Source organism: Desulfofundulus thermosubterraneus DSM 16057 (assembly GCF_900142025.1).
GTDB classification, from domain to species: domain Bacteria; phylum Bacillota; class Desulfotomaculia; order Desulfotomaculales; family Desulfovirgulaceae; genus Desulfofundulus; species Desulfofundulus thermosubterraneus.
Map to the genome: position 1 here is coordinate 36,273 of NZ_FQZM01000015.1, position 18,829 is coordinate 55,101.

The 18,829-nt window shown below is 51.8% G+C and carries 17 protein-coding genes; 1 reads left to right on the top strand and 16 read right to left on the bottom strand.

The window, feature by feature from the left end; genetic code table 11:
- Positions 1 to 7: 7 nt before the first annotated feature.
- The gene (gene ytxC / locus BUA65_RS06850) at positions 8 to 886 is read right to left on the bottom strand and encodes a putative sporulation protein YtxC (protein WP_072868325.1); all 879 of its coding nucleotides are present in this window, start codon (positions 884 to 886) and stop codon (positions 8 to 10) included.
- Between the two features lie 234 nt (positions 887 to 1,120).
- Between ytxC and BUA65_RS06855 the strand changes: the two genes are divergently transcribed.
- Positions 1,121 to 2,287: a YkvI family membrane protein gene (locus BUA65_RS06855; RefSeq protein WP_072868326.1), complete on the top strand. Its 1,167-nt coding sequence runs from the start codon at positions 1,121 to 1,123 to the stop codon at positions 2,285 to 2,287.
- An 83-nt stretch (positions 2,288 to 2,370) separates the two neighbouring features.
- Here the strand turns inward: BUA65_RS06855 and larC are convergent, their stop codons facing one another.
- The 15 genes from larC to BUA65_RS06930 all read right to left on the bottom strand — a co-directional run bounded on the left by larC (position 2,371) and on the right by BUA65_RS06930 (position 18,824).
- Positions 2,371 to 3,603, bottom strand: a complete 1,233-nt coding sequence (gene larC, locus BUA65_RS06860) for a nickel pincer cofactor biosynthesis protein LarC (RefSeq protein ID WP_072868328.1) — start codon at positions 3,601 to 3,603, stop codon at positions 2,371 to 2,373.
- Between the two features lie 141 nt (positions 3,604 to 3,744).
- On the bottom strand, positions 3,745 to 4,515 hold the full coding sequence (locus BUA65_RS06865) for a sulfite exporter TauE/SafE family protein (RefSeq protein WP_207543869.1): 771 nt from the start codon (positions 4,513 to 4,515) through the stop codon (positions 3,745 to 3,747).
- Between the two features lie 80 nt (positions 4,516 to 4,595).
- Positions 4,596 to 5,969, bottom strand: coding sequence for a UbiD family decarboxylase (locus BUA65_RS06870; protein ID WP_439328934.1), 1,374 nt, complete (start codon positions 5,967 to 5,969; stop codon positions 4,596 to 4,598).
- Between the two features lie 19 nt (positions 5,970 to 5,988).
- Entirely contained in the window at positions 5,989 to 7,143 is a 1,155-nt protein-coding gene (locus BUA65_RS06875) for an iron-containing alcohol dehydrogenase (RefSeq protein WP_072868332.1), read from the bottom strand.
- A gap of 33 nt (positions 7,144 to 7,176) precedes the next feature.
- A complete protein-coding gene (locus BUA65_RS06880; RefSeq protein WP_072868334.1) occupies positions 7,177 to 9,024 on the bottom strand; it encodes an aldehyde ferredoxin oxidoreductase family protein in 1,848 nt (615 codons plus the stop codon).
- Between the two features lie 15 nt (positions 9,025 to 9,039).
- Positions 9,040 to 9,285 carry a hypothetical protein gene (locus tag BUA65_RS06885; RefSeq protein ID WP_072868335.1) on the bottom strand — a complete coding sequence of 82 codons (246 nt, stop codon included), beginning with the start codon at positions 9,283 to 9,285 and terminating at the stop codon, positions 9,040 to 9,042.
- A 322-nt stretch (positions 9,286 to 9,607) separates the two neighbouring features.
- Complete coding sequence (locus BUA65_RS06890) at positions 9,608 to 10,510, bottom strand: molybdopterin-binding protein (protein WP_072868337.1); 903 nt, start codon at positions 10,508 to 10,510, stop codon at positions 9,608 to 9,610.
- Positions 10,511 to 10,635: 125 nt separating this feature from the next.
- On the bottom strand, positions 10,636 to 10,869 hold the full coding sequence (locus tag BUA65_RS06895; RefSeq protein WP_072868339.1) for a MoaD/ThiS family protein: 234 nt from the start codon (positions 10,867 to 10,869) through the stop codon (positions 10,636 to 10,638).
- Between the two features lie 267 nt (positions 10,870 to 11,136).
- A complete protein-coding gene (locus tag BUA65_RS06900; protein WP_072868341.1) occupies positions 11,137 to 13,020 on the bottom strand; it encodes an aldehyde ferredoxin oxidoreductase family protein in 1,884 nt (627 codons plus the stop codon).
- A gap of 13 nt (positions 13,021 to 13,033) precedes the next feature.
- Positions 13,034 to 13,495, bottom strand: a complete 462-nt coding sequence (locus BUA65_RS06905; protein WP_072868343.1) for a 4Fe-4S dicluster domain-containing protein — start codon at positions 13,493 to 13,495, stop codon at positions 13,034 to 13,036.
- A 90-nt stretch (positions 13,496 to 13,585) separates the two neighbouring features.
- Positions 13,586 to 14,788 (bottom strand): iron-containing alcohol dehydrogenase, encoded by a 1,203-nt coding sequence (locus tag BUA65_RS06910; protein WP_072868344.1) that lies wholly within the window; start codon positions 14,786 to 14,788, stop codon positions 13,586 to 13,588.
- 418 nt (positions 14,789 to 15,206) lie between these two features.
- Positions 15,207 to 16,232 carry a 4-hydroxy-2-oxovalerate aldolase gene (dmpG, locus tag BUA65_RS06915; protein ID WP_072868346.1) on the bottom strand — a complete coding sequence of 342 codons (1,026 nt, stop codon included), beginning with the start codon at positions 16,230 to 16,232 and terminating at the stop codon, positions 15,207 to 15,209.
- Positions 16,213 to 17,109, bottom strand: a complete 897-nt coding sequence (locus tag BUA65_RS06920; protein ID WP_072868348.1) for an acetaldehyde dehydrogenase (acetylating) — start codon at positions 17,107 to 17,109, stop codon at positions 16,213 to 16,215. The genes dmpG and BUA65_RS06920 overlap by 20 nt, the downstream gene beginning before the upstream one ends.
- A 26-nt stretch (positions 17,110 to 17,135) precedes the next feature.
- Positions 17,136 to 17,918 carry a 2-keto-4-pentenoate hydratase gene (locus BUA65_RS06925; protein WP_072868350.1) on the bottom strand — a complete coding sequence of 261 codons (783 nt, stop codon included), beginning with the start codon at positions 17,916 to 17,918 and terminating at the stop codon, positions 17,136 to 17,138.
- Positions 17,919 to 18,002: 84 nt separating this feature from the next.
- Positions 18,003 to 18,824: a beta/alpha barrel domain-containing protein gene (locus tag BUA65_RS06930; protein WP_072868352.1), complete on the bottom strand. Its 822-nt coding sequence runs from the start codon at positions 18,822 to 18,824 to the stop codon at positions 18,003 to 18,005.
- Positions 18,825 to 18,829 lie beyond the last annotated feature (5 nt).

Genomic DNA, 18,829 nt, shown 5'->3' on the forward strand with positions numbered 1-18,829 from the left:
CAACAAACTATTTTTTTTGACATAAGGGGCAACCGGTACATTCCCGTACCCGGCCCCAAAAGACAAGGTAGATCGTTTCCATGACGGTATTTTTTTGCCCGGAATCCGCATTGTGAATAACAATATGTTTGGGCGCCAGGGTAATCAAGGTGCTGATCAGCATGTCCTCATAATTAATTTCCCCGTCGGTTAAATCTATAAACAAATTTTCCAGGTAGTCTACCCTGAGAACCTGTTTTTGGTCGTCTAACAGTCTAAACGCCCCACCGGGCAGCCTGAGCACATGCACCAGTTCCACACGGGATTCCTGAATTTCCACAAAATATTTAAGCAGCTGGATAAATTCCTGATATTCCCTCTCCATCAGGAAGTCGTCCACTGCCCTTTCCACGGCCTGCTCCAATTCTTCCATGTAATCCTTCAGCCGGAAACGGATAAAGCCCTCTACGATGATCTGGTTGTTTTGCCGCAAAAAATCTAAAATCTTATCCATAATCTTTTTCTTAAACAGGCGCTGGTAACCCCCTTTTTGACCGCTCTTACCGTAACCCAGGTGACCAAGGGCATACTTGAAAATGTTTTGCCGCTCCTCCTCGTTAAAATAATAATAGTTCTCTCTGATCATATCTTTGAGCAGCAATTGTTGCCACTGGCCCAAAATTAGATCGGAGAGAGAGCGGGCAATATGGTGGCGAAAAATGGCCTGAATGTCTTCCCTTTGCCCTCCACCGGGCATTATCTGACAGGATACAAAGTTAAACCTGCCGGCCGAGCTTTCTTTCAAACTTACCTTTAGCCCCTCTTTTTCTAAATTTTTCATTTCCCGCCCCAATCGGAACCTAATGAGATCTATGTGCCGGGCCGTCCCGATGGAGATACCGGTCATCAATTTCACCATCCTTTCCGTTCTAGTATATGTGCGGCTAAAAACCAGTATACAACCAGCCTTTCCCGTAATAATGTGGTTCTTCTAGAGGCAAACAACTTGACGTGGTTGTTTTTTGCTCGACCTCATGAATCATGGAATCTACTTTCCTGTCCCTCATTTACGTGGAATTCAATCTTATGGGTCAATTACCTTCGGCGTTTAAATTCAGCCCATTTATCTAAAAATAAGGATATGACAAAGAAAAAGCTGCTTTCCGTTTTCACAATAGCCGCAACCTATATTGGAACAGTGGTGGGGGCAGGTTTTGCGTCCGGCCAGGAAGTACTGCAGTTTTTCGGTTACTTTGGCCTGCCCGGAATGCTGGGATTGGTTTTGACTACAATTCTTCTGGCCTTTTTTGGTTACCTGATTTTGGACCTGGGAAGGAGGCTTAACGCGGATTCTCACTTACCTCTTGTTCGTTACGCCGGCGGGAAATGGGTGGGTACGGCTATAGATTGGGTGATTACCCTTTTCCTGTTTGGCGGCCTGGTCACCATGGGAGCGGGGGCCGGGGCAATTTTTACGGAACAATTAGGGCTACCCTTCTTTTGGGGCAGCCTGGCAATGATTGTCATTTCCCTTGTCACGGTACTTACCGGCATTACCGGGGTGGTTACTTCCATCAGTTTCGTAGTACCACTGCTGCTGGCGGCAGTGTTTGGGGTGGCCATATATACCATCACCACAGATTTCGGCGCCCTAGCATCGACACTCAGCGTCTACGCCAACCCCGGAAAAGCACCGGTACCCTTCTGGCCCTTGACGGCCCTTTTGTATGCCTCTTATAACCTGGTGCTGTCGGTAGCCATACTTGCTCCCCTGGGCAGCATGTCCGATGCCCGGAGATTGAAAATAGGCGCCATTCTGGGAGGAATCGGCCTGGGAATAGGCGCAGCCGCCATTAACCTTTCTATTTTATCGCATATCGACCGGGCGGCAAACTTTGAAATACCCATGATCTACGTGGCAGGCACCATTTCACCTCTGGCCCGTATCGGGTATATCATTGTGCTTCTAGCTGAAATTTATACCACGGCTGTTAGCAGTCTTTACGGCTTCGTAGCCAGGATGGGCAAACAGGGTACGGCAAAGTACCTCTGGATTACCTTAGGGGCGGGAGCGGCTGCTTTCGGCCTGGCGCAATTTGGTTTTTCAAATCTGGTGGGCACGCTATTCCCGGCGGTGGGCTTCGCGGGGCTTTTACTCCTGGGTTCCCTGGTATACGGTTTTATTAAGGATAGAAAGGTAAAGCCAGCAATGGAGGCTAGAGAGGCCGTCCTGGCCCGCCAACCCACCCCGGCTATGGCTTTTGAGGTGGCTGAGGAGTTGGCCGGAGAGGGAAAAGATGGTAATTAATCTAAGAAGTTCTCTTGTTGAAAACGGCTGGAAAAAGGTTTACGATTCACCGCTCCAAAAAAATTGAGCCATTACCTGGGCGATTACTGGGTCGGTTCCCAGGTCTGGCAAAAGTACTGCTCCGGGTTATGGGAGTTGTTCAAAGCCTCCCGGGCTGCCTTAATGGCACATATATATACATTTTTTAAAGGGACATTCTTTTCCAGGGCGAGGCGGCGGCAATCTTCGTATTCCGGGCTCATTTGCCAGCCCGAATCATCGCGGCAGGTGGCAACTTTCACGCGCACCGTCCCAAATTCCGTTTCTACACTAATATGTTTCCGGGGCAAACAAAAACGTTTTTCTCGGCGCCTCCGTACGCCCAGGGTGCTGGTTTCAGCAAAGATAAGTTGCATCAATTCCTCTTCTTTCTCCGGCAGGCAAAGTACTGTCAATAAATTACCCGAGCGGCCCTTTTTCATAATGACAGGGGTCAGCCAGACATCCAGGGCCTCTGATGCCAGCAGCTTTTCCGTCACATAAGCAAGTATTTCCGGATTTAAGTCGTCAATGTTGGTTTGCAGGATGGAGATCTCCTGTTCCGATGCTGGCTGCCGTTCAATTCCCTCGCCGATAAAAACCCGCAAAAAATTAGGAATCCCATATTCTCTGGTTCCCAGTCCGTATCCTATTTGGGCAATTTTCATTGCCGGCAGGGGCCCAAAACCTCTGGCCAGAGCAGCTACAATGGCCGCTCCCGTTGGGGTAACGAGTTCTCCTTCCACCTCCACGGGGCGAATGGGGAAACCCTTGAGAAGTTCGGCGGTGGCCGGTGCCGGAATGGGAAGCACGCCGTGTTGAGTCTGGATAGTTCCGTATCCGGTGGGTAGAGGAGAACAATAAACTTTTTCCACGCCCGCTTCTCGTAAGGCGATTGACGTCCCCACGATGTCCACTATTGAGTCGATTGCCCCGACCTCGTGAAAGTGAACATGGCGGGGCTCAACCCCGTGAACCTTGCCTTCCGCCCGGGCCAACTTTTCAAAAATGTCCAGGGCACAACGTTTGACTTGCGGGTGCAGTCCGCTACCCTCAATGATGCGTCTGATATCTTCCCAGGTTCGGTGAGGGTGGTGATATTGTTCCATTTCCACCAGAAACCTGGTGCCCTGAAAACCGTGGGTTTTATCCTGATAAATTTTCAGGGAATAGCCTTCCAAGCCTAAAAGATCCAGCTGGCTTTGTACAGCCGCCGGGGGTACGCCGGCGTCTATTAACGCACCCAGCATCATGTCGCCACTGATCCCGCTGAAGCAGTCCAGGTAAAGTATTTTCACCTTCGCGTCTCCTTCGAACTTTAGTTTATGGAGCAAATAAATTTAAACGCATTTGCAGTTTCGCTAACCCGGTCTAAAGCGAGCTGCTGTGATGCCGCGCGGAGCTGGGAAAGAACGAGTTTATCCGCTACTTCCCCTTGTTCAACTGTAATAAAACCTTTCACCAGTCTGTGGTTTTGGGGTTCTTAAATATCTTACACCCGTCCAGATCAAAACGGCGGAGAATATGATACGCAGAGCTCCCTCGGGCAGGACATGGGCAAGGGAGCCACCCAGATATGTGCCTATCAGGATACCCGGGATTAATCCCGGCAGGATGCTTGCGCTGACATTCCCCAAACACCAGTGGGTATAAGCGCCGGCTATTCCTACAGGAACCATGGCGAGGAGGGAACAACCCTGCGCGGTATACTGGGTGAAGCCAATTAACAGCACCATGGAAGGCACCATTATCGTTCCCCCGCCAACCCCCATCATCCCGGAGAGGAAGCCGGTAAAAATACCTGTTAATAAGAGAATAAACATTTCTAACCAGCCTGTGGTATGCAGCGATACGTGGGGCAAGTAAGGTTTTAAAAGCAAGAGCAGGGAGACCAGGATTAAAAACCCGCCAAAGGACCTTTTGAGCTTCCATTCGGGAAGGGCATTGGCATAGCGCGCTCCTGCCCTGGCGGTAAATATGGCAGTGGAAGCCAAAAGGCTGGAGGCAAATATATCCACCGAACCATTTAAGGCATAGGTGACAGCCCCCGAAATTCCGGTGAAAACGAGTGCTACAAGGCTCGTACCGTGGGCCTTATGCTGCCCCATCTTCAGGATGCCCACCATCAGGGGAATCATGATCACCCCGCCGCCGAGACCCACAAGTCCCCCAAAGAAACCAGCTGCTAATCCTATCAATAAACTAATCATTTTTGTTATTCTAGTAAAACCTTTACCCTCCTAAATTTGCCTGTTAATCAAGTGAGGTCCAGGTCACACGTTATAAAACATTATAACACCGTTTTTTGTTCATGGTCCTCAAAGTAATCCTCAAGTTTGATCTTTTCAAAATCCGGGATTTTAATTTTTTCGAAACGTTCCGCCGGGGCACCAAGCGGCACAGTTGCATCAATGCCCATTTTATCACTCACACCGTCATCGCTGGAAGGATCGAGTTTGTTTCCATGTGCTCCAGAAATTATGATCACATCTCTACCGGCCTGGCAACGGGTAGCAATGGCCCACTCCACATCTTCGGAGTTAAAAATATCTACATCTTTATCTACAACTACTACATGCTTAATTTCCGCACTGCTGGCAAAGGCAGCAAACATGGCATTTTTAGCCTCTCCTTCGTTTCTCTTATCGATGGCGATAACAGCATGGTAGCGGCATGCGCCTCCAGGTGTTAAGCGCACTGCCTGAACCGTAGGGACTGCCTGCTTGACGATTTGGAAGAGACCCGCCTCCCGCGGAATAGCTCCCAACAGCAAATGCTCCTTTGTCGCTGCCACGATGGTCTGATAGATTGGCTGGCGCCTGCAGGTAACAGCATCAATAACAATTACGGGTTTTTTGCTGGCAGGCCCGTAATACTTCGGATACTCACCGAAGGGCCCTTCCATTTCACGCACCCCGGGCAGCAACCGCCCTTCTAAGACTATTTCTGCATGCGCCGGTACTTCTATATCCACTGTTTCACACTTGACTAACTGAAGGGGCTCTCCATGAAGGGCACCGGCAATTTCCAGTTCATCAACCCCAAAGGGTGTAATTGCCTGTGATGCCAGCAAGGTAAGGGGATCTACACCGATAACCAGCGCCACTTCCAGCGGCCGGTCGTTTTCTTCCGCTTTTTGGAATATATGCCACAGGTGGCGGGGTAAAATTAGGATGCCCAGTTTGTTTGGACCCAGCACCTGAAGCCTGTGGATGGAAACATTACGAACCCCAGTTGAAGGGTCTTTGGCAATAAGAAGAGCGGCAGTGATATACGGCCCGGCATCCTTCTCGTGATGGGTCGGAACAGGAAACATAGAAACAATGTCAATATGATCTCGTATAATAACTTCTTTGACAGGAGCCTGTTCCCTACTAATGAGACGGCACGGCACGGGATTGGCTTGAGCCGCGGCAAATTTAGTCACTACTTCAGCTATGCTTACACCCATAGCTTCGGCAATCATCTGCCTGGTGGATAATATGCCGGCTACTACGGGCATGGAATAGCCTTTCACTTTCTCAAACTTGACCGCCCACTGCCCGTCTGCCTTCTTGGCCACGGCAGCCAGTTCGAAAACCGGGTCAACTTCCCTTTTGATTTTCTTCAGATACCCCCTGGTTTCCAGCGCTTCCAACCAGCTGCGAAGGGTATGGTAACTCACTGTAATCATCCTCTTCCCTTCATAAAGCTTTCCGCAGTATGGCCATGATATCTTTTTCCGTGACCGCTCGCGGATTAAACTTGAGCATACCATGTCCCATGGCATCCTTAGCCATGCCTTCAATCATATCCCCGGTTACTCCCACGTCTCCCAACCTGCGCGGCAAGGAAATGTCTTTCACCAGCTCGCGTACGGCTTTAACTGAACGCAAAGCCGCTTCTCTTAGACTCAAGCCCTTGACGTTCTCACCCAGGGCAATTGCTATTTTGCTAAACTTTTCCATTCTGGCCATCGCGTTAAACTCCATAACATAGGGCAGGAGAAGACCTATCGCCATCCCGTGGCTCACGTGCGCGTGCCCGCTCAAAGCTGCTCCGATGGAATGGGTAAGGCCCAGCAAGGAATTATTGAACGCCATGCCGGCTAACAGACTGCCTAAAGACATTCTGGTACGTGCTTCTTTATCACTTCCGTCAGCCACCGCGGTTCTAAGGCTTTCTCCAATTAGTTCAATAGCCTTTAAAGCGAGCGCTTCAGCAGGCGGCTGTGCCTTGAGGGAGACATAGGTTTCTATGGCATGGGACAGGGCGTCAATCCCGCTCGCCGCGGTTACGGACGGTGGAGCCGTCATCGTAAGGAGCGGATCAACCACGGCAACTTCCGGTGCCAAAAAGGGACTGGAAATGGTTATTTTCATTCTATTTTCCCAATCCGAGAGAACGGCAAACGTCGTAACTTCGCTACCTGTACCGGAAGTGGTAGGAATTGCGATCAGGGGTGTAACCGGAGCTCTGGGAACCTTGTTTACACCGGCATAGTCCCTGATATGACCGCCGTTCTCTACTATTACCCTGGCCCCCTTTGCCGTGTCAATCGGGCTACCCCCGCCAACCGCTAAAATCAAATCACATTTGTTTTCCCTAAAACATGAAGCACAACGATGAATGGTCTCCAGGCCCGGATCCGGTTCAACATCATCGAAGACCACATTTTCTATTCCTGCGTCGCTTAAAATCTTCTCAACTTTTTCCAGAATTCCGGCTTTCCTAACCCCCTGATCCGTAACAACCAGGATACGCTTCGCATTGTAGTTGCGGCACCAGTCAACAATGCCGGACACAACATTGGCCCCAAAACAAACTGTGGTCTTCAGCTGAAACGTAAACGCTTCCATTTTGAACCAATCCTCCCTCTCTCAATAAGGTTTCTAAAAAATAAAATCACCCAGTCCTAATCTTTCCAATGTTTCTCGAGTGGGAATACCGTCCTCATCCCAGCCACGGGCGGCATAATACTCGTCAAGCATCCTGTCCAGGGGGGGTAAATTTTCAGCGGCTCCCCCGCAGCCCCGTCTCTGTTCAAGGATGCGAGGCGGTAGAATATCATCCTTACGGCTGATGCCGCATTTTACGTTGTAATAGCGCTTCAAGTTGAAGATCCTTTCTCCGATTTCCATGAGTTTTTCCGGGGTAAAGTCAAAGCCCGTACCTAACTTAACCCATTCAGCCAGATCCTTTATTCCGACACCACCAAACAACAAAAACTTACATAAGGCCAGCGAGTCAAAAACACTCATGAGATTTTGAGTGAGGGCCACAAGTTTCCCTTTTCCCTCAACAGAAAACCGGTCAAGCGGCTCGCTGAGCCCAAATTCAGGCATGGTCACATTACGCTCAAAGACATGGCTGAACCCTTCTAAATGACAGGCCCCCCTGTTTGCAGTAGCATATCCGAGAGCTATGCTATTGTACGCCCTTGGGTCGTGGGCCGGGAAACCCATACCCTTGACATGGATGGCAAATTCTTTTGCTTCTGGACCTAATCCGTTAAGTAAAGTCTTAAATCCCCCGGCCAGGACGGCACCAAAGCCCTTGTTCTGCCCAATCTGGTGAATGAGTTCAATTAAAATCCCCGGGTCGCCCCACCGCAAAACCAGGCCGCCTGTTTCTTCCTTCCCAATAACACCACGCTCAAATGCTTCTATACTGAAAGCAATCAGATTCGCTGTATCTATGGTGTCTATGCCGTAACGGTTGCAAAGTTCGTTGGCATAGCAGATGGCTTCCAGGTTATCTATGAGGCAGGACCCCCCCATTAGACCAAGAGTTTCATACTCGGGGCCACCGCCGTTAACTTCCTTATATGGTCCACTGGTAATGTTTACCCGGCGCCCGCAACCTATAGGGCAACCTGCGCAGTGGAAGCGACCGCTGAGTACAGTTTCAACCATCCGTGGACCGCTAATACTTTTTGCTCCTTCTTCCCACTTTCCATCCCGCCAGTTTCGCACGGGGAAATCGCCTATTTGCTCGCAGGGTATTACAAGGCCTGGCGTACCGAACTCTCTGAGAGCCTTAGTTTTTTCTTTAATCCTTTTTACAGCCTCTCTTACTTTGGCTTTCAGTTCTTCCTCGAAGGCCAGGGTCGGTTTTCTTGTTCCCCGCACTGCAAGAGCTTTTACGTTCTTGGAGCCTGCAACTGCCCCAAGGCCGCAACGTGCCGCCGCCCGCCCTTCTTTACCATCGGTAAAAAGCCCGGCGATTCTAACCAGACGTTCACCTGCAGGGCCAATAGCACACACCTGGGCACCAGGATGTAATTCTTGTAGTCTCTCCGCGGTTTGATAAGTATCCAGCCCCCAGAGTTCTGCGGCATCCCTTATTTCTACCCCGCCTTCGTTTATCCAGAGATATACCGGAGAATCGGCCTTCCCCAGCAATACTATACCATCGTAGCCGGCCCGTTTCAGCTCTCTGCCCCAGCTCCCCCCCACACTGGCCTCTCCCCAGATCCCCGTTAGTGGTGACTTGCCGACCACCGAATGCCGCCCCGAAGACGGCACAACCGTCCCTGTAAGGGGCCCCGTAAAAAATCCCAGGACATTATTCTCTCCAAGGGGATCTGTTTGGGCATCAGTATTCCTAGCTAAAGTAACGGCGCCAAAGCCGCTGCCTCCCAACCATTTGGAAGCAAAATCATCATCAGTTTCTTCTTCCCACCATTTCTTTTCCGTTAAATTTACCCACAAAATCGTACCTGTATAACCATGTTTCATATCCACCAGCTCACCTTAACCCCCCATAGGCTGTAGCATAATCCATGCCTCCATGTCTTTGTCAATCAGGTCATCGCAACCAACTATTTTGTTGCCGGCAAGAATCATTACCTGGTCCCGGCCATATTTATCTATGTTGCTTCGCTCAGCAATTAAACTGACTAAATCCCTCACGGTACTATTTCGAGGCATGTCTAACTCGGCCTCTGCAGTATCGTCACAGAACTTAAAAGGTGCAAGCAGCTTAACTTTTACTTTCATAACAAGATGACCCCTTACCATAACTATTTAGTGGTTAAACTGGGCACGCTCTTATCGCCCGGCAAGATTGTTACACGCCGCACCCGCAGGGCACACCCCTACTTTGGGATAAATTCCGGAAGGAAAGCATTGACTCATGTAATCCTGGCTAACTAGAAATAAAAATACTTAGGGGGCGAAGATACTCCCCGCACTTTCATTGACGGTGTTCGTAAACCATCGCCCCCAAAAGATGAGAACGGTGCCGGTATGTCACCTACCAGTCCCTGCTTACTTTTTTGCAGTAAAAACACAAAAAAACTCAAGGAAAGCCAACCAAAGATCATCGCCCGGAATGGTGCTCGTGAACCATCGCCCGGCGCCACTTTTCCCGCAACACCCGGGCCAGCGCGTCGGCAAGAACCTCTTTGCCCCAACCTGCTTCCAGCGCTTCCAGCAGGACGGGAGCCGCCAGCCGTACCTCGTCGTGAGGACCTGGTAAAGCCACCAGAGTGGTTAATTCTACCTGACCTACTGCAATGCGCACACCGTCTTTCAAATGGCGTCCCTTTCCGGCGTGGAAATAGAGGATCCAGGGGGTCGCCGCCGTTGGGTCGAGCCGGGAAATGCTCTCCACCATCCAGTCTTTATCCTCCGCACCAACCCCGCCGGTGGTGATAACAAGGCCGTAACCATCTGCCACTGCCGACCGGAGGCGGCCGGTAATCAGATCCAGGTCGTCCGGCAGAATGCCTCCAAAACGCATCCGGTAGCCATGCTGCTCAAACAGGCTGATCAAATAAGGCGAATTTGTATCCTCAATCAGACCTTCCTGGACTTCCCGGCCGGAAGCAAAAACCACCCCCCGCCGAGCCACACTGGCCCTTACCTGCTGCGCCAGGAGGGTGGAACGCTCCAGTAATTCCTCCCGCTGTTCCGGATCGGCGGCAATCAGGCCCAATATGCCCTGGGCGTGAATAGCCGTACCGGATGTAGCCCGTACCCCTGGTACGCGATTCAGGGCTGAAAGCAGTTCTTTTTCCCGCCCTACAATTTGTTCAGCCATCACTGTGCGCCGCATGATATCCAGCACAACCACCCGGTCCCGCACATCTACCACCATCACAGCTTCAGCAGGTAATCCTAATACACGGGCGGTAACAGCGGCTATTTCGTTAAGATTTGCCCCGTGAAGTTCAATACCGGTAATCCAGAGCTCGGTTTTTTGCAGCAGGTCGAGTTCCAAGAATAACCATCTCCTGATAAAGCTAAATTAAGATAAATGCCCCAACCGGAATAATAGTCGCTCAAGAAGCGCCAGCAGTGGTAGGAAATACACATCCAAAGTGTCATGAAATTTTCCCACAGTTCTTACCCCCCGCTGGCCGCCGGGAGGAAAACAACCTCATCTCCCTCAACCAGCACATACTCTTCTCCCACCATTTTTCCATTAACGGAAACAAAGCGTACCTCATTTAAAGGCAGCCCTAAACGTTCCCGTAACTCTCTGATTGTCTCGCCTTCTTTTAGTTGAACAGGATGAAATTTGCTGAAGGCAGGGTAAGAAAAAGAAAGAATACCCAATAATTTTACCGTCACCTGCATTTCTATCCAAACTCCTTTTTACGGGTAAGTGTTTAGTCAACCCGATTGAGGAACGGCGTTGTCCCGCTCACTCTTTTGCCGGTGAGTGCTGGGTTGCCGGGTGCTGTCACCGGCGCTCCGCAAAATCGTTCGCTCTGGACAACGCCGTTCCTTTGCAGTTAACGGCAGTTTTGCTGAACTTTTACTTTTACGGGAGCTCAGGGCGAATTTATACACAGCCGCTATATGTCATGGAGGAACAGCGGTAATGAAGCTACCCTTTCTATGTTAGTTTATCGCAAATTCCAGGCCCAGCTCCCTCAGTTTTTCGGGAGCAGGAAGGCCGGTCTGCCTGTCCCAACCCATGGTCTCATAATACGCATCCAGCATAGCATCCAGATTCTCCACCCTGGCCCCTGCGGAAGGACCATCCGGGATGGCCTGAGTAAACCGTCCGGGTAACTTATCGTCCTTGCGGGTGAAACCTTCACGGGCGTTAAAACACCGCTTAAGATTCCAGGAACGCTCTGCTGCCGTCATTAGTTCTGCTGCTGTTACGTCCCACCCGGTGAGAGCACTGACAATCTCGGCGTAAAGTTGCGGCGTGATGCAGCTGCCTTCAGTACCCCACGAGTAGAAGATACATGCCCCCAGGATTTCGCTGATTTCACCTTGCAACGCCACATATCGGTAAACAACGCCTTTCTGCGGCGATTCATCCTGCATCCCTGTGGGCGGCCAGGGCAACCCGAATTCCTTCATGCCGCAATCAAGTTGCCCAAAATCCCAGGTGCTTGCCCAGTTGGGGTGCATATGACAGCCCCCCCGTGGAGAAACGGCATACTGCACAGCAAGCACCTTAGATTCAGAACGGGGCTCGTGAGCCGGCAGTTCAAGTCCTTTCACATGGATAGCTGCTTCTTCGGCAGCAGGACCGAGCTGTTCAGCCATACGTTTTACACCCTGGGCCAGCAATGCACCAATTCCTTCCCGGTGGGCAATTTTTTCTACCAATTTTACCATTACTTCTCCATCGCCCCACCGCAAAGGCATTCCTTCCGTGTCCCTGTCAGTTAGCAACCCCTTTTCATAACACTCCATAGCAAAAGCAATGCTCATGCCCGTACTAATAGTATCCAAACCATAAACATTACACAGGTAATTGCCTCTAATAATAGCCTCCAGGTCGGCAACCCCACAAATGGGCCCCAGCATATCTACAGTTTCGTATTCCGGACCCTCCATGGGAGGCGTAGCAAACTTTCCATTACCCACTGAGGTATAACGCCCGCAGGCAAAGCTGCAACCATAACAAGCCCGCCGTTTAATTTGATATTTCCGGTTGAGAGTTTCACCTGAGACCTGATCGGCTTGTTCAAAATATGCCGTATGGAAGTTCTTTGTCGGCAGGATCCCCAGGCTGTTGTTTAACGATACCAGGCCAACCGTACCCAGAGAAGGAATACTGCCGAAGGGGTAATTCTTTAACCACTGCTCTGCCTTCTCAACGGCCTCCGCAAATTCCTTGGGATGGGCCACTTTAATACCGCCACGGCCATTCACCACAACCGCCTTCAAATTTTTACTGCCGAACACTGCTCCAATACCGCCGCGACCGGCAGCCCGTCCCCTATCATTGATCAAAGCAGCATACAGAACCCCATTTTCGCCCGCCTGTCCTATGGCAGCCACAGAGATTTCAGGATCATCAAGTTCGCGAATCAGGGCATCTGTAGTTTCTTCAACGTTAAGCCCCCACAAGTGTTTAGCGGGTTTGATCTCCACCTCACCATCGTGGATATACACGTAGACAGGCTCTTCTGCCTTACCTTCAATGACCACAAAGTCAAACCCCGCATACTTAAGCTTTGGACCAAAAGCCCCCCCTGACCGGGCCTGATTCCAGGTGCCGGTCAAAGGTGACTTGTAGCACACCTCATAGCTTCCACCGCTGGGACAAAGGGTACCGGTTACTGCACCAGTGGCCAGCACCACTTTAGCTTCCGGAGACAGAGGATCAATGCCACCGGGCATTTCCTGATAGAGAAGTCTGGCTGCATAGCCAACACAACCCATATACTTGCGCAATTCATTTTTATCCAGTTCCTCTACCTTGAATTCACCACTGGTCAGGTTAACCCGTAGCAGTTTACCGGCAAATCCGTACCACATTAACCAGCACCTCCTATCTGATCCTTACTGCGTGGGCCATAGCCCAAATCTCCCGGCGCCTGGCCGCAGCTTTACCTGCATCCTCGTATCGAAGAGCACCATGCGGGCAATGGCTGACACATGCCGGTGAACCGGAGCACAGGTCACACTTGGCCGCTACATCTGTTTCTTCATCAACTCTGAGCACTCCATAAGGGCAAACCTTCACACAGGTACCGCAGCCGGTGCAAAGATTTTCATCCACTACCACCGCATCAGTAGCTCCATCCCGCTTAAGTGCTCCGGTGGGGCAAACATCTATACATAAGCCACACTGCATACATACCACGGGCACATCCACCGCCGGCTCCCGTCGTATCACATAAACATTACTGCGGGAAGGATTTATTTCACCATATTTAGTTAGCGAGCACCACATTTCACAGCGATGGCACCCGGTGCATAAAGACGGGTCCACTACCAGCACCTTAGACACGCGTGGTCACCTCCAGAACATAATTATCAATGCAGGGAAAGGGAGCAGGGAGACAAAAAACTTTCTCACCTACTCCCAAAGCCCTGGGCTTTAATATAGTTTATCCCCAAGACGGCCTTCATAACTTCTGGTCAGCAGTTCTACTGCCGCCTCTCTGGTCATTGGCCGCTTGGACCAGCCGTAAAAAGCGGTAATCCATGGGCTCTCAACCATCATCTTGGCTAACATTGGAATATCTTCCTTCTTACCGAATGGTGCCCAGGTAGTGGGAAGACCAACATCTTCCAGCAACTGTTTGACCGCTTGTACAGCAACCTGGGCAGCCTGGCGGACGCTCATGCCAGCGGTATTCTGACCTAAAGCCACGGCAATGCGAGCCAGCTTCTCCATGCAGTGCCCCATGTTATACTCCATCGCGTAGGGCAGGGCTACTGCACAACCAACACCATGCGGTACATGGTATACGGAACCTAATGTATGTGCCAGAGCATGCCCCTCTACGATACCTGGATCATTAAAAGCCATGCCGGCCATCATTGAAGCATAAGCCATCTTGACCCGGGCTTCCAGGTTATCCCCTTCGTAAACGGCCACCGGCAGGGCCTCTGCGATGAACTCAACCGCCTTAAGAGCAATTGCATCAGTAAGCGGGTTTTCCTGCCTGGCCATCATCGTCTCAATGGCATGCGACAGGGCGTCAGCACCCGTAGAAGCAGTAACTTTAGGCGGCATACTTACAGTCAGGGTAGGATCCACCAAAGCCATATCCGGCAGGATGGTCGGCGTAGCGAAGAAGCCTTTAATACCATCTTTAGCAAAGGTTACTACAGAATACATCGTACATTCGGTACCGGTTCCAGACGTGGTGGGAACGGCAATAATAGGCGCACCCTTTTTGGGGAAGGTGGTATTAACCAGATAATCCTCAGTTTTACCCGGCAGCACCAGGAGCTGAGCAACCACCTTGGCGATGTCGATAGCACTACCGCCACCCAGACCAATTACGAAGCTGCCAGCTTCCTTACGGGCAAAGTCAGCAGCCTGGTCACAGACCACATTATCCGGCTCGGGTTTACCCTGGTCAAAAACCGCTGCTTCAAATCCATCCTTCTTGAGGGCCTGGACTACCCGAGCAGCGATCCCCGCCTGAGCTACCCCGGGATCAGTTACAATGATAGCCTTTCCGCTTATACCCATTTCTTTGATATACTGGCCAATGTTGTCTACGGCATTTACACCAAACACTACTTTTTGAGGGGTATAGTATTGAACCACTTTGAGCATTGGGAACATAATAATACAACCTCCTTAAACATTAGTATTTTCCCATGAGACTTAAACTACCACAAGCACTACCGTTGAATTTACTTTTACCTCCAGGTCTCGCTATCTTTTCTCAAAACTCACCTCCTCAGGTTTCTTTAAAGCTCGCCAGGTTTGTTTGACAATGCCAAACTCTATTCTGTTTATAGCAACTAAAGACCCCGCCGCTCTGAGAAACGCCGACCCTTCACGTGTTTGACATTAACAAACTCTATTCTGTTTTTCTTATAGTTATTATTGTTCGACATTATTTTTAAAACTCCTTCCATTCTACCTAAAAATTTTTAAATAATTTTTATAGTAATCGTGATAAAGATGCTCAGGCACAAGGGCCCGGTTTCTTTTCGGAACCGAACCCCCATTGCTGTATGGCATATCAAGCAGTTTATCAACCAGCCACGACCTGTTTATTCTGAGCCATCTCGTAAGCCACGTCAATAATGTAGTCTTCCTGACCGCCTACAATCTTGCGGCTCCCCAGTTCCATCAAAATGTCCCGCGGATCCAGGCCAAACTTCTCCGCCGCCCGGTAGGTGTGCAGAAGGAAACTGGAGTACACGCCGGCATAACCCAGCATGATGGACGCATTATCGATCACCTGCGGGCGGCGCATCATGGGCTCCAGAACAGTGGCAGCATCCATGATCTTATAGAGATCCACATCTACCTCGCAGCCAACCTTTTTGAGGGCTGCCGCCAGCACCTCGGTAGGCGCGTTACCTGCCCCGGCTCCCAGGCCGCGCAGGGTCCCATCCACTACCGTGGCCCCGGCTTCCACTGCTGCCAGTGTATTGCCGATGGCCAGTCCCAGGTTATTATGGGCATGGAAACCCACCGGAATCTTCAGGCAGGAGCGCACGTAACCAACCTTTTCCTTAACCTCCGGCGGGGTCATGGCCCCGGCCGAGTCCACCACGTAGACCACGTCCGCACCGTAACTTTCCATCAACCTGGCCTGCTCGGCAATCTTCTCCTTGTCTACGGTGTGGGACATCATCAGAAAGCCTACTACTTCCGCCCCCATCTCTTTGGCCAGGCCCATGTGCTCTTCCGATATATCCGCCTCGGTAACGTGGGTGGCTATGCGGAAGACCTTTACTCCGGCCTTCACTGCCATCTGCATGTCCTTACAAGTACCAATACCAGGCAGTACCAGGGCTGCCAGCTTTGCCCGCTTGAGCACTGGAGCAACTGCGCGCAGATACTCCTCGTCTGTAGCCGCGGCAAACCCGTACTGGAATGAATAACCGGCCAGGCCGTCGCCGTGAGAAACTTCGATCACTTCCACGCCGGCCTCATCCAGGGCGGCCGCCACCCTGGCCATCTGTTCCGGGGTGAACTGGTGGGCCATGGCGTGCATCCCGTCCCGCAAGGTGGTGTCCATAATTCTGATCTTAGGCACAGCTTTCCACATCCTTCCGACTGTAAATCCCCAGCAGGCGCATGGCCATCAACTCGCCCACCCGTGCAGCAGCCGAAGTCATAATGTCCAGGTTGCCCGCATAAGTGGGCAGGAAGTCCCCCGCCCCGGTCACTTCGATGATCGTAGTCACCTTGTTTCCTTCCACCAGCGGCTCTACCCGGAGCCGGTAACCGGGAACGTACTCCTGAATGCGCCGTACCATGTCGAGTACTGCAGCGCGAATTTTATCCTCATCCGGACGCTCCACCAGAGTGTAGATGGTGTTATGCATCATAATTGGGGGCTCGGCCGGATTAAGGATAATAATGGCCTTGCCCTTTTGAGCTCCACCCACCACTTCCAGAGCTTTGGCCGTGGTCTCAGTAAACTCATCGATATTCTGGCGCGTACCCGGCCCAGCGCTCTTGCTGGCAATGGAGGAAACGATTTCCGCATACTGGACACCTGCAACGCGGTTAATGGCTGCTACGATGGGCACGGTGGCCTGACCACCGCAGGTAACCATGTTCACGTTCATGGCATCCAGATGCTGATCTATGTTAACCACCGGGACCACGTAAGGACCCACCGCCGCCGGAGTGAGGTCGATGGCAATTTTGCCCGCCTCCCGCAACAGGGGAGCATGTTTGAGATGAGGCTTGGCTCCGGTAGCGTCAAAGACAATCTTGATCTCCGGTTCCCGCAATACTGCGTCGATCCCTTCGTGTGAGGCTTTAATGCCCAGTGATCTGGCCCGGGCCAGGCCCTCGGATTCCGGGTAAATTCCCACCATCATGGCTACTTCCACGTATTTGCTGCGCGACAGTTTGTACATCAGGTCGGTACCGATGTTACCCGGCCCGACGATAGCTGCCTTTATTTTTTCCAAGAGAACATCCTCCTCAAAGTTGAAAATTAAGCATCTACAAATCTTGCGGTTACCGTGCCCAGGCGGTCGAAAGAAGCGCGGATCACCGAACCGGGACTCACCGCCACTGCCTGGGTGAACGAACCGGAAAGCACCACCATACCCGGCTCCAGGCTCAACCCGTAGCGAGCCACCGCGTTGGCCAGCCAGGCCACCGCCGCCGCCGGGTGGCCAAGCACTGCGGCTCCCGCCCCGGTAGCAAAGACTTCCCCATCCTTTTCCAATACCAGCCCGAGCAGGCGCAAGTCCAACCCTTCCACCGGCATTAACGTCCCACCCAGAATAATGGCCGCCGAGGAAGCATTGTCGGCAATGGTATCCTGAATTTTTATTTTCCAGTCCCTGATTCTACTGTCAATAATCTCTAACGCGGGCATTATTCCCGCCGTGGCCCGTAATACATCGGCCACGGTAACCCCGGGGCCGGTTAGCCGCTCCCGCAGCACAAAAGCTATTTCTGCTTCTACCCTGGGCTGAATCAGCCTCGACAGGCGTACCGGCTCACCCTCGATCAGCACCATGGTGTCCAGAATATGACCATAATCTGGCTCATAAACCCCCAGCATCTGTTGCATGGCCCTGCTGGTCAGGCCAATCTTCATCCCCACCACCCTTTGGCCCCGGGCACACTTGCGTTCTATTACCTTCAATTGAATCTGATAGGCCGTGGGAATATCTATTTCCGGCCAGGCTGCTGTCAGCGGTTCGATGGGCATTCCAGTTTCTTCAGCCTGCAGTAACCGCCCGGCCCATTCTTCAATTCGCAGCATGGTCTCAACCCCATCTATTTGATATTGAAGAACAATGTTTTGGGATTATGCAAAATTAGAAGGACATCATGTCGGTACTGCACCCTACGCTGGCCCCAGAACCTCAAAGCGCAGATCAGCCAGTGGGGCATCCAGCACTGAACGCCCTATATCTATAATGTCTACATCCAGCTCTGCTATGGCCGGCAGATCCTCCCTGGTAATTCCCCCGGAAAAAGCAAGGCGCACTCTCTGCCGCCATCCACTCCCGCGCAGGTACCCGGCCACCCTGGTCACATCTTCCACGCGGCCGGTGTCTACCATTAAGACGGCAGCTCCATTGATTACCGCCTGGGCAGCCTCTTCGGTAATGTCGCCCCACTCACCGCGCAGCTGGATGACCTTTTCACCAGGCAGAGCCGCTACCGCCTGCAGGGTGCCGGAGATACCTCCAAACATACGGATATAGTTTTTATCCAGGTAGATGAAGGGAGCATCAAGGATCCGGGTGGCCACACCGCCCACTGCCGCAGCCCGGCGCAAATTCTGGCGCCAGGGCAAAGGTAGCTTTTTCCATCCCCCACACACCACCCGGATACGACCGGGAAGCATCTCACGGAATGAACGGGCGGCGGTGGCTACGCCGGAAGCCTTGCCGATCCAACCCAGCACTCGATCTTCGGCTACGGCCAGGGCCAGGGCCGGCCCGGTAAGTGTGAGTACCGCCTGACCGGCCAGCACACTCATTCCCTCCCGCACCTGGCTCCGTACCTCCAGTTCCAGAGAACTGGCTTCATTTTCACTTTCGATCAGGCCGGCCACCACCGCCGGCTGGTTAAAGACCACCCCGGCCTGGAAGATACGATTTTCCATCCCTTTGAAGATGGAACAGCGAATATCATCGGGAGGGAGAATGTGCTTTCCCATTTGAG

Excerpts from the sequence above, each read along its gene's own strand:
- BUA65_RS06895 (WP_072868339.1), bottom strand. The coding sequence starts at position 10,869 with ATGCAGGTGACGGTAAAATTATTGGGTATTCTTTCTTTTTCTTACCCT.
- BUA65_RS06930 (WP_072868352.1), bottom strand. The coding sequence starts at position 18,824 with ATGGGAAAGCACATTCTCCCTCCCGATGATATTCGCTGTTCCATCTTC.
- BUA65_RS06855 (WP_072868326.1), top strand. The coding sequence starts at position 1,121 with ATGACAAAGAAAAAGCTGCTTTCCGTTTTCACAATAGCCGCAACCTAT.
- BUA65_RS06925 (WP_072868350.1), bottom strand. The coding sequence starts at position 17,918 with ATGCTGCGAATTGAAGAATGGGCCGGGCGGTTACTGCAGGCTGAAGAA.
- BUA65_RS06910 (WP_072868344.1), bottom strand. The coding sequence starts at position 14,788 with ATGTTCCCAATGCTCAAAGTGGTTCAATACTATACCCCTCAAAAAGTA.
- BUA65_RS06875 (WP_072868332.1), bottom strand. The coding sequence starts at position 7,143 with ATGGAAGCGTTTACGTTTCAGCTGAAGACCACAGTTTGTTTTGGGGCC.
- BUA65_RS06900 (WP_072868341.1), bottom strand. The coding sequence starts at position 13,020 with ATGTGGTACGGATTTGCCGGTAAACTGCTACGGGTTAACCTGACCAGT.
- BUA65_RS06885 (WP_072868335.1), bottom strand. The coding sequence starts at position 9,285 with ATGAAAGTAAAAGTTAAGCTGCTTGCACCTTTTAAGTTCTGTGACGAT.
- BUA65_RS06880 (WP_072868334.1), bottom strand. The coding sequence starts at position 9,024 with ATGAAACATGGTTATACAGGTACGATTTTGTGGGTAAATTTAACGGAA.
- BUA65_RS06865 (WP_207543869.1), bottom strand. The coding sequence starts at position 4,515 with ATGATTAGTTTATTGATAGGATTAGCAGCTGGTTTCTTTGGGGGACTT.
- dmpG (WP_072868346.1), bottom strand. The coding sequence starts at position 16,232 with ATGTGGAAAGCTGTGCCTAAGATCAGAATTATGGACACCACCTTGCGG.
- ytxC (WP_072868325.1), bottom strand. The coding sequence starts at position 886 with ATGACCGGTATCTCCATCGGGACGGCCCGGCACATAGATCTCATTAGG.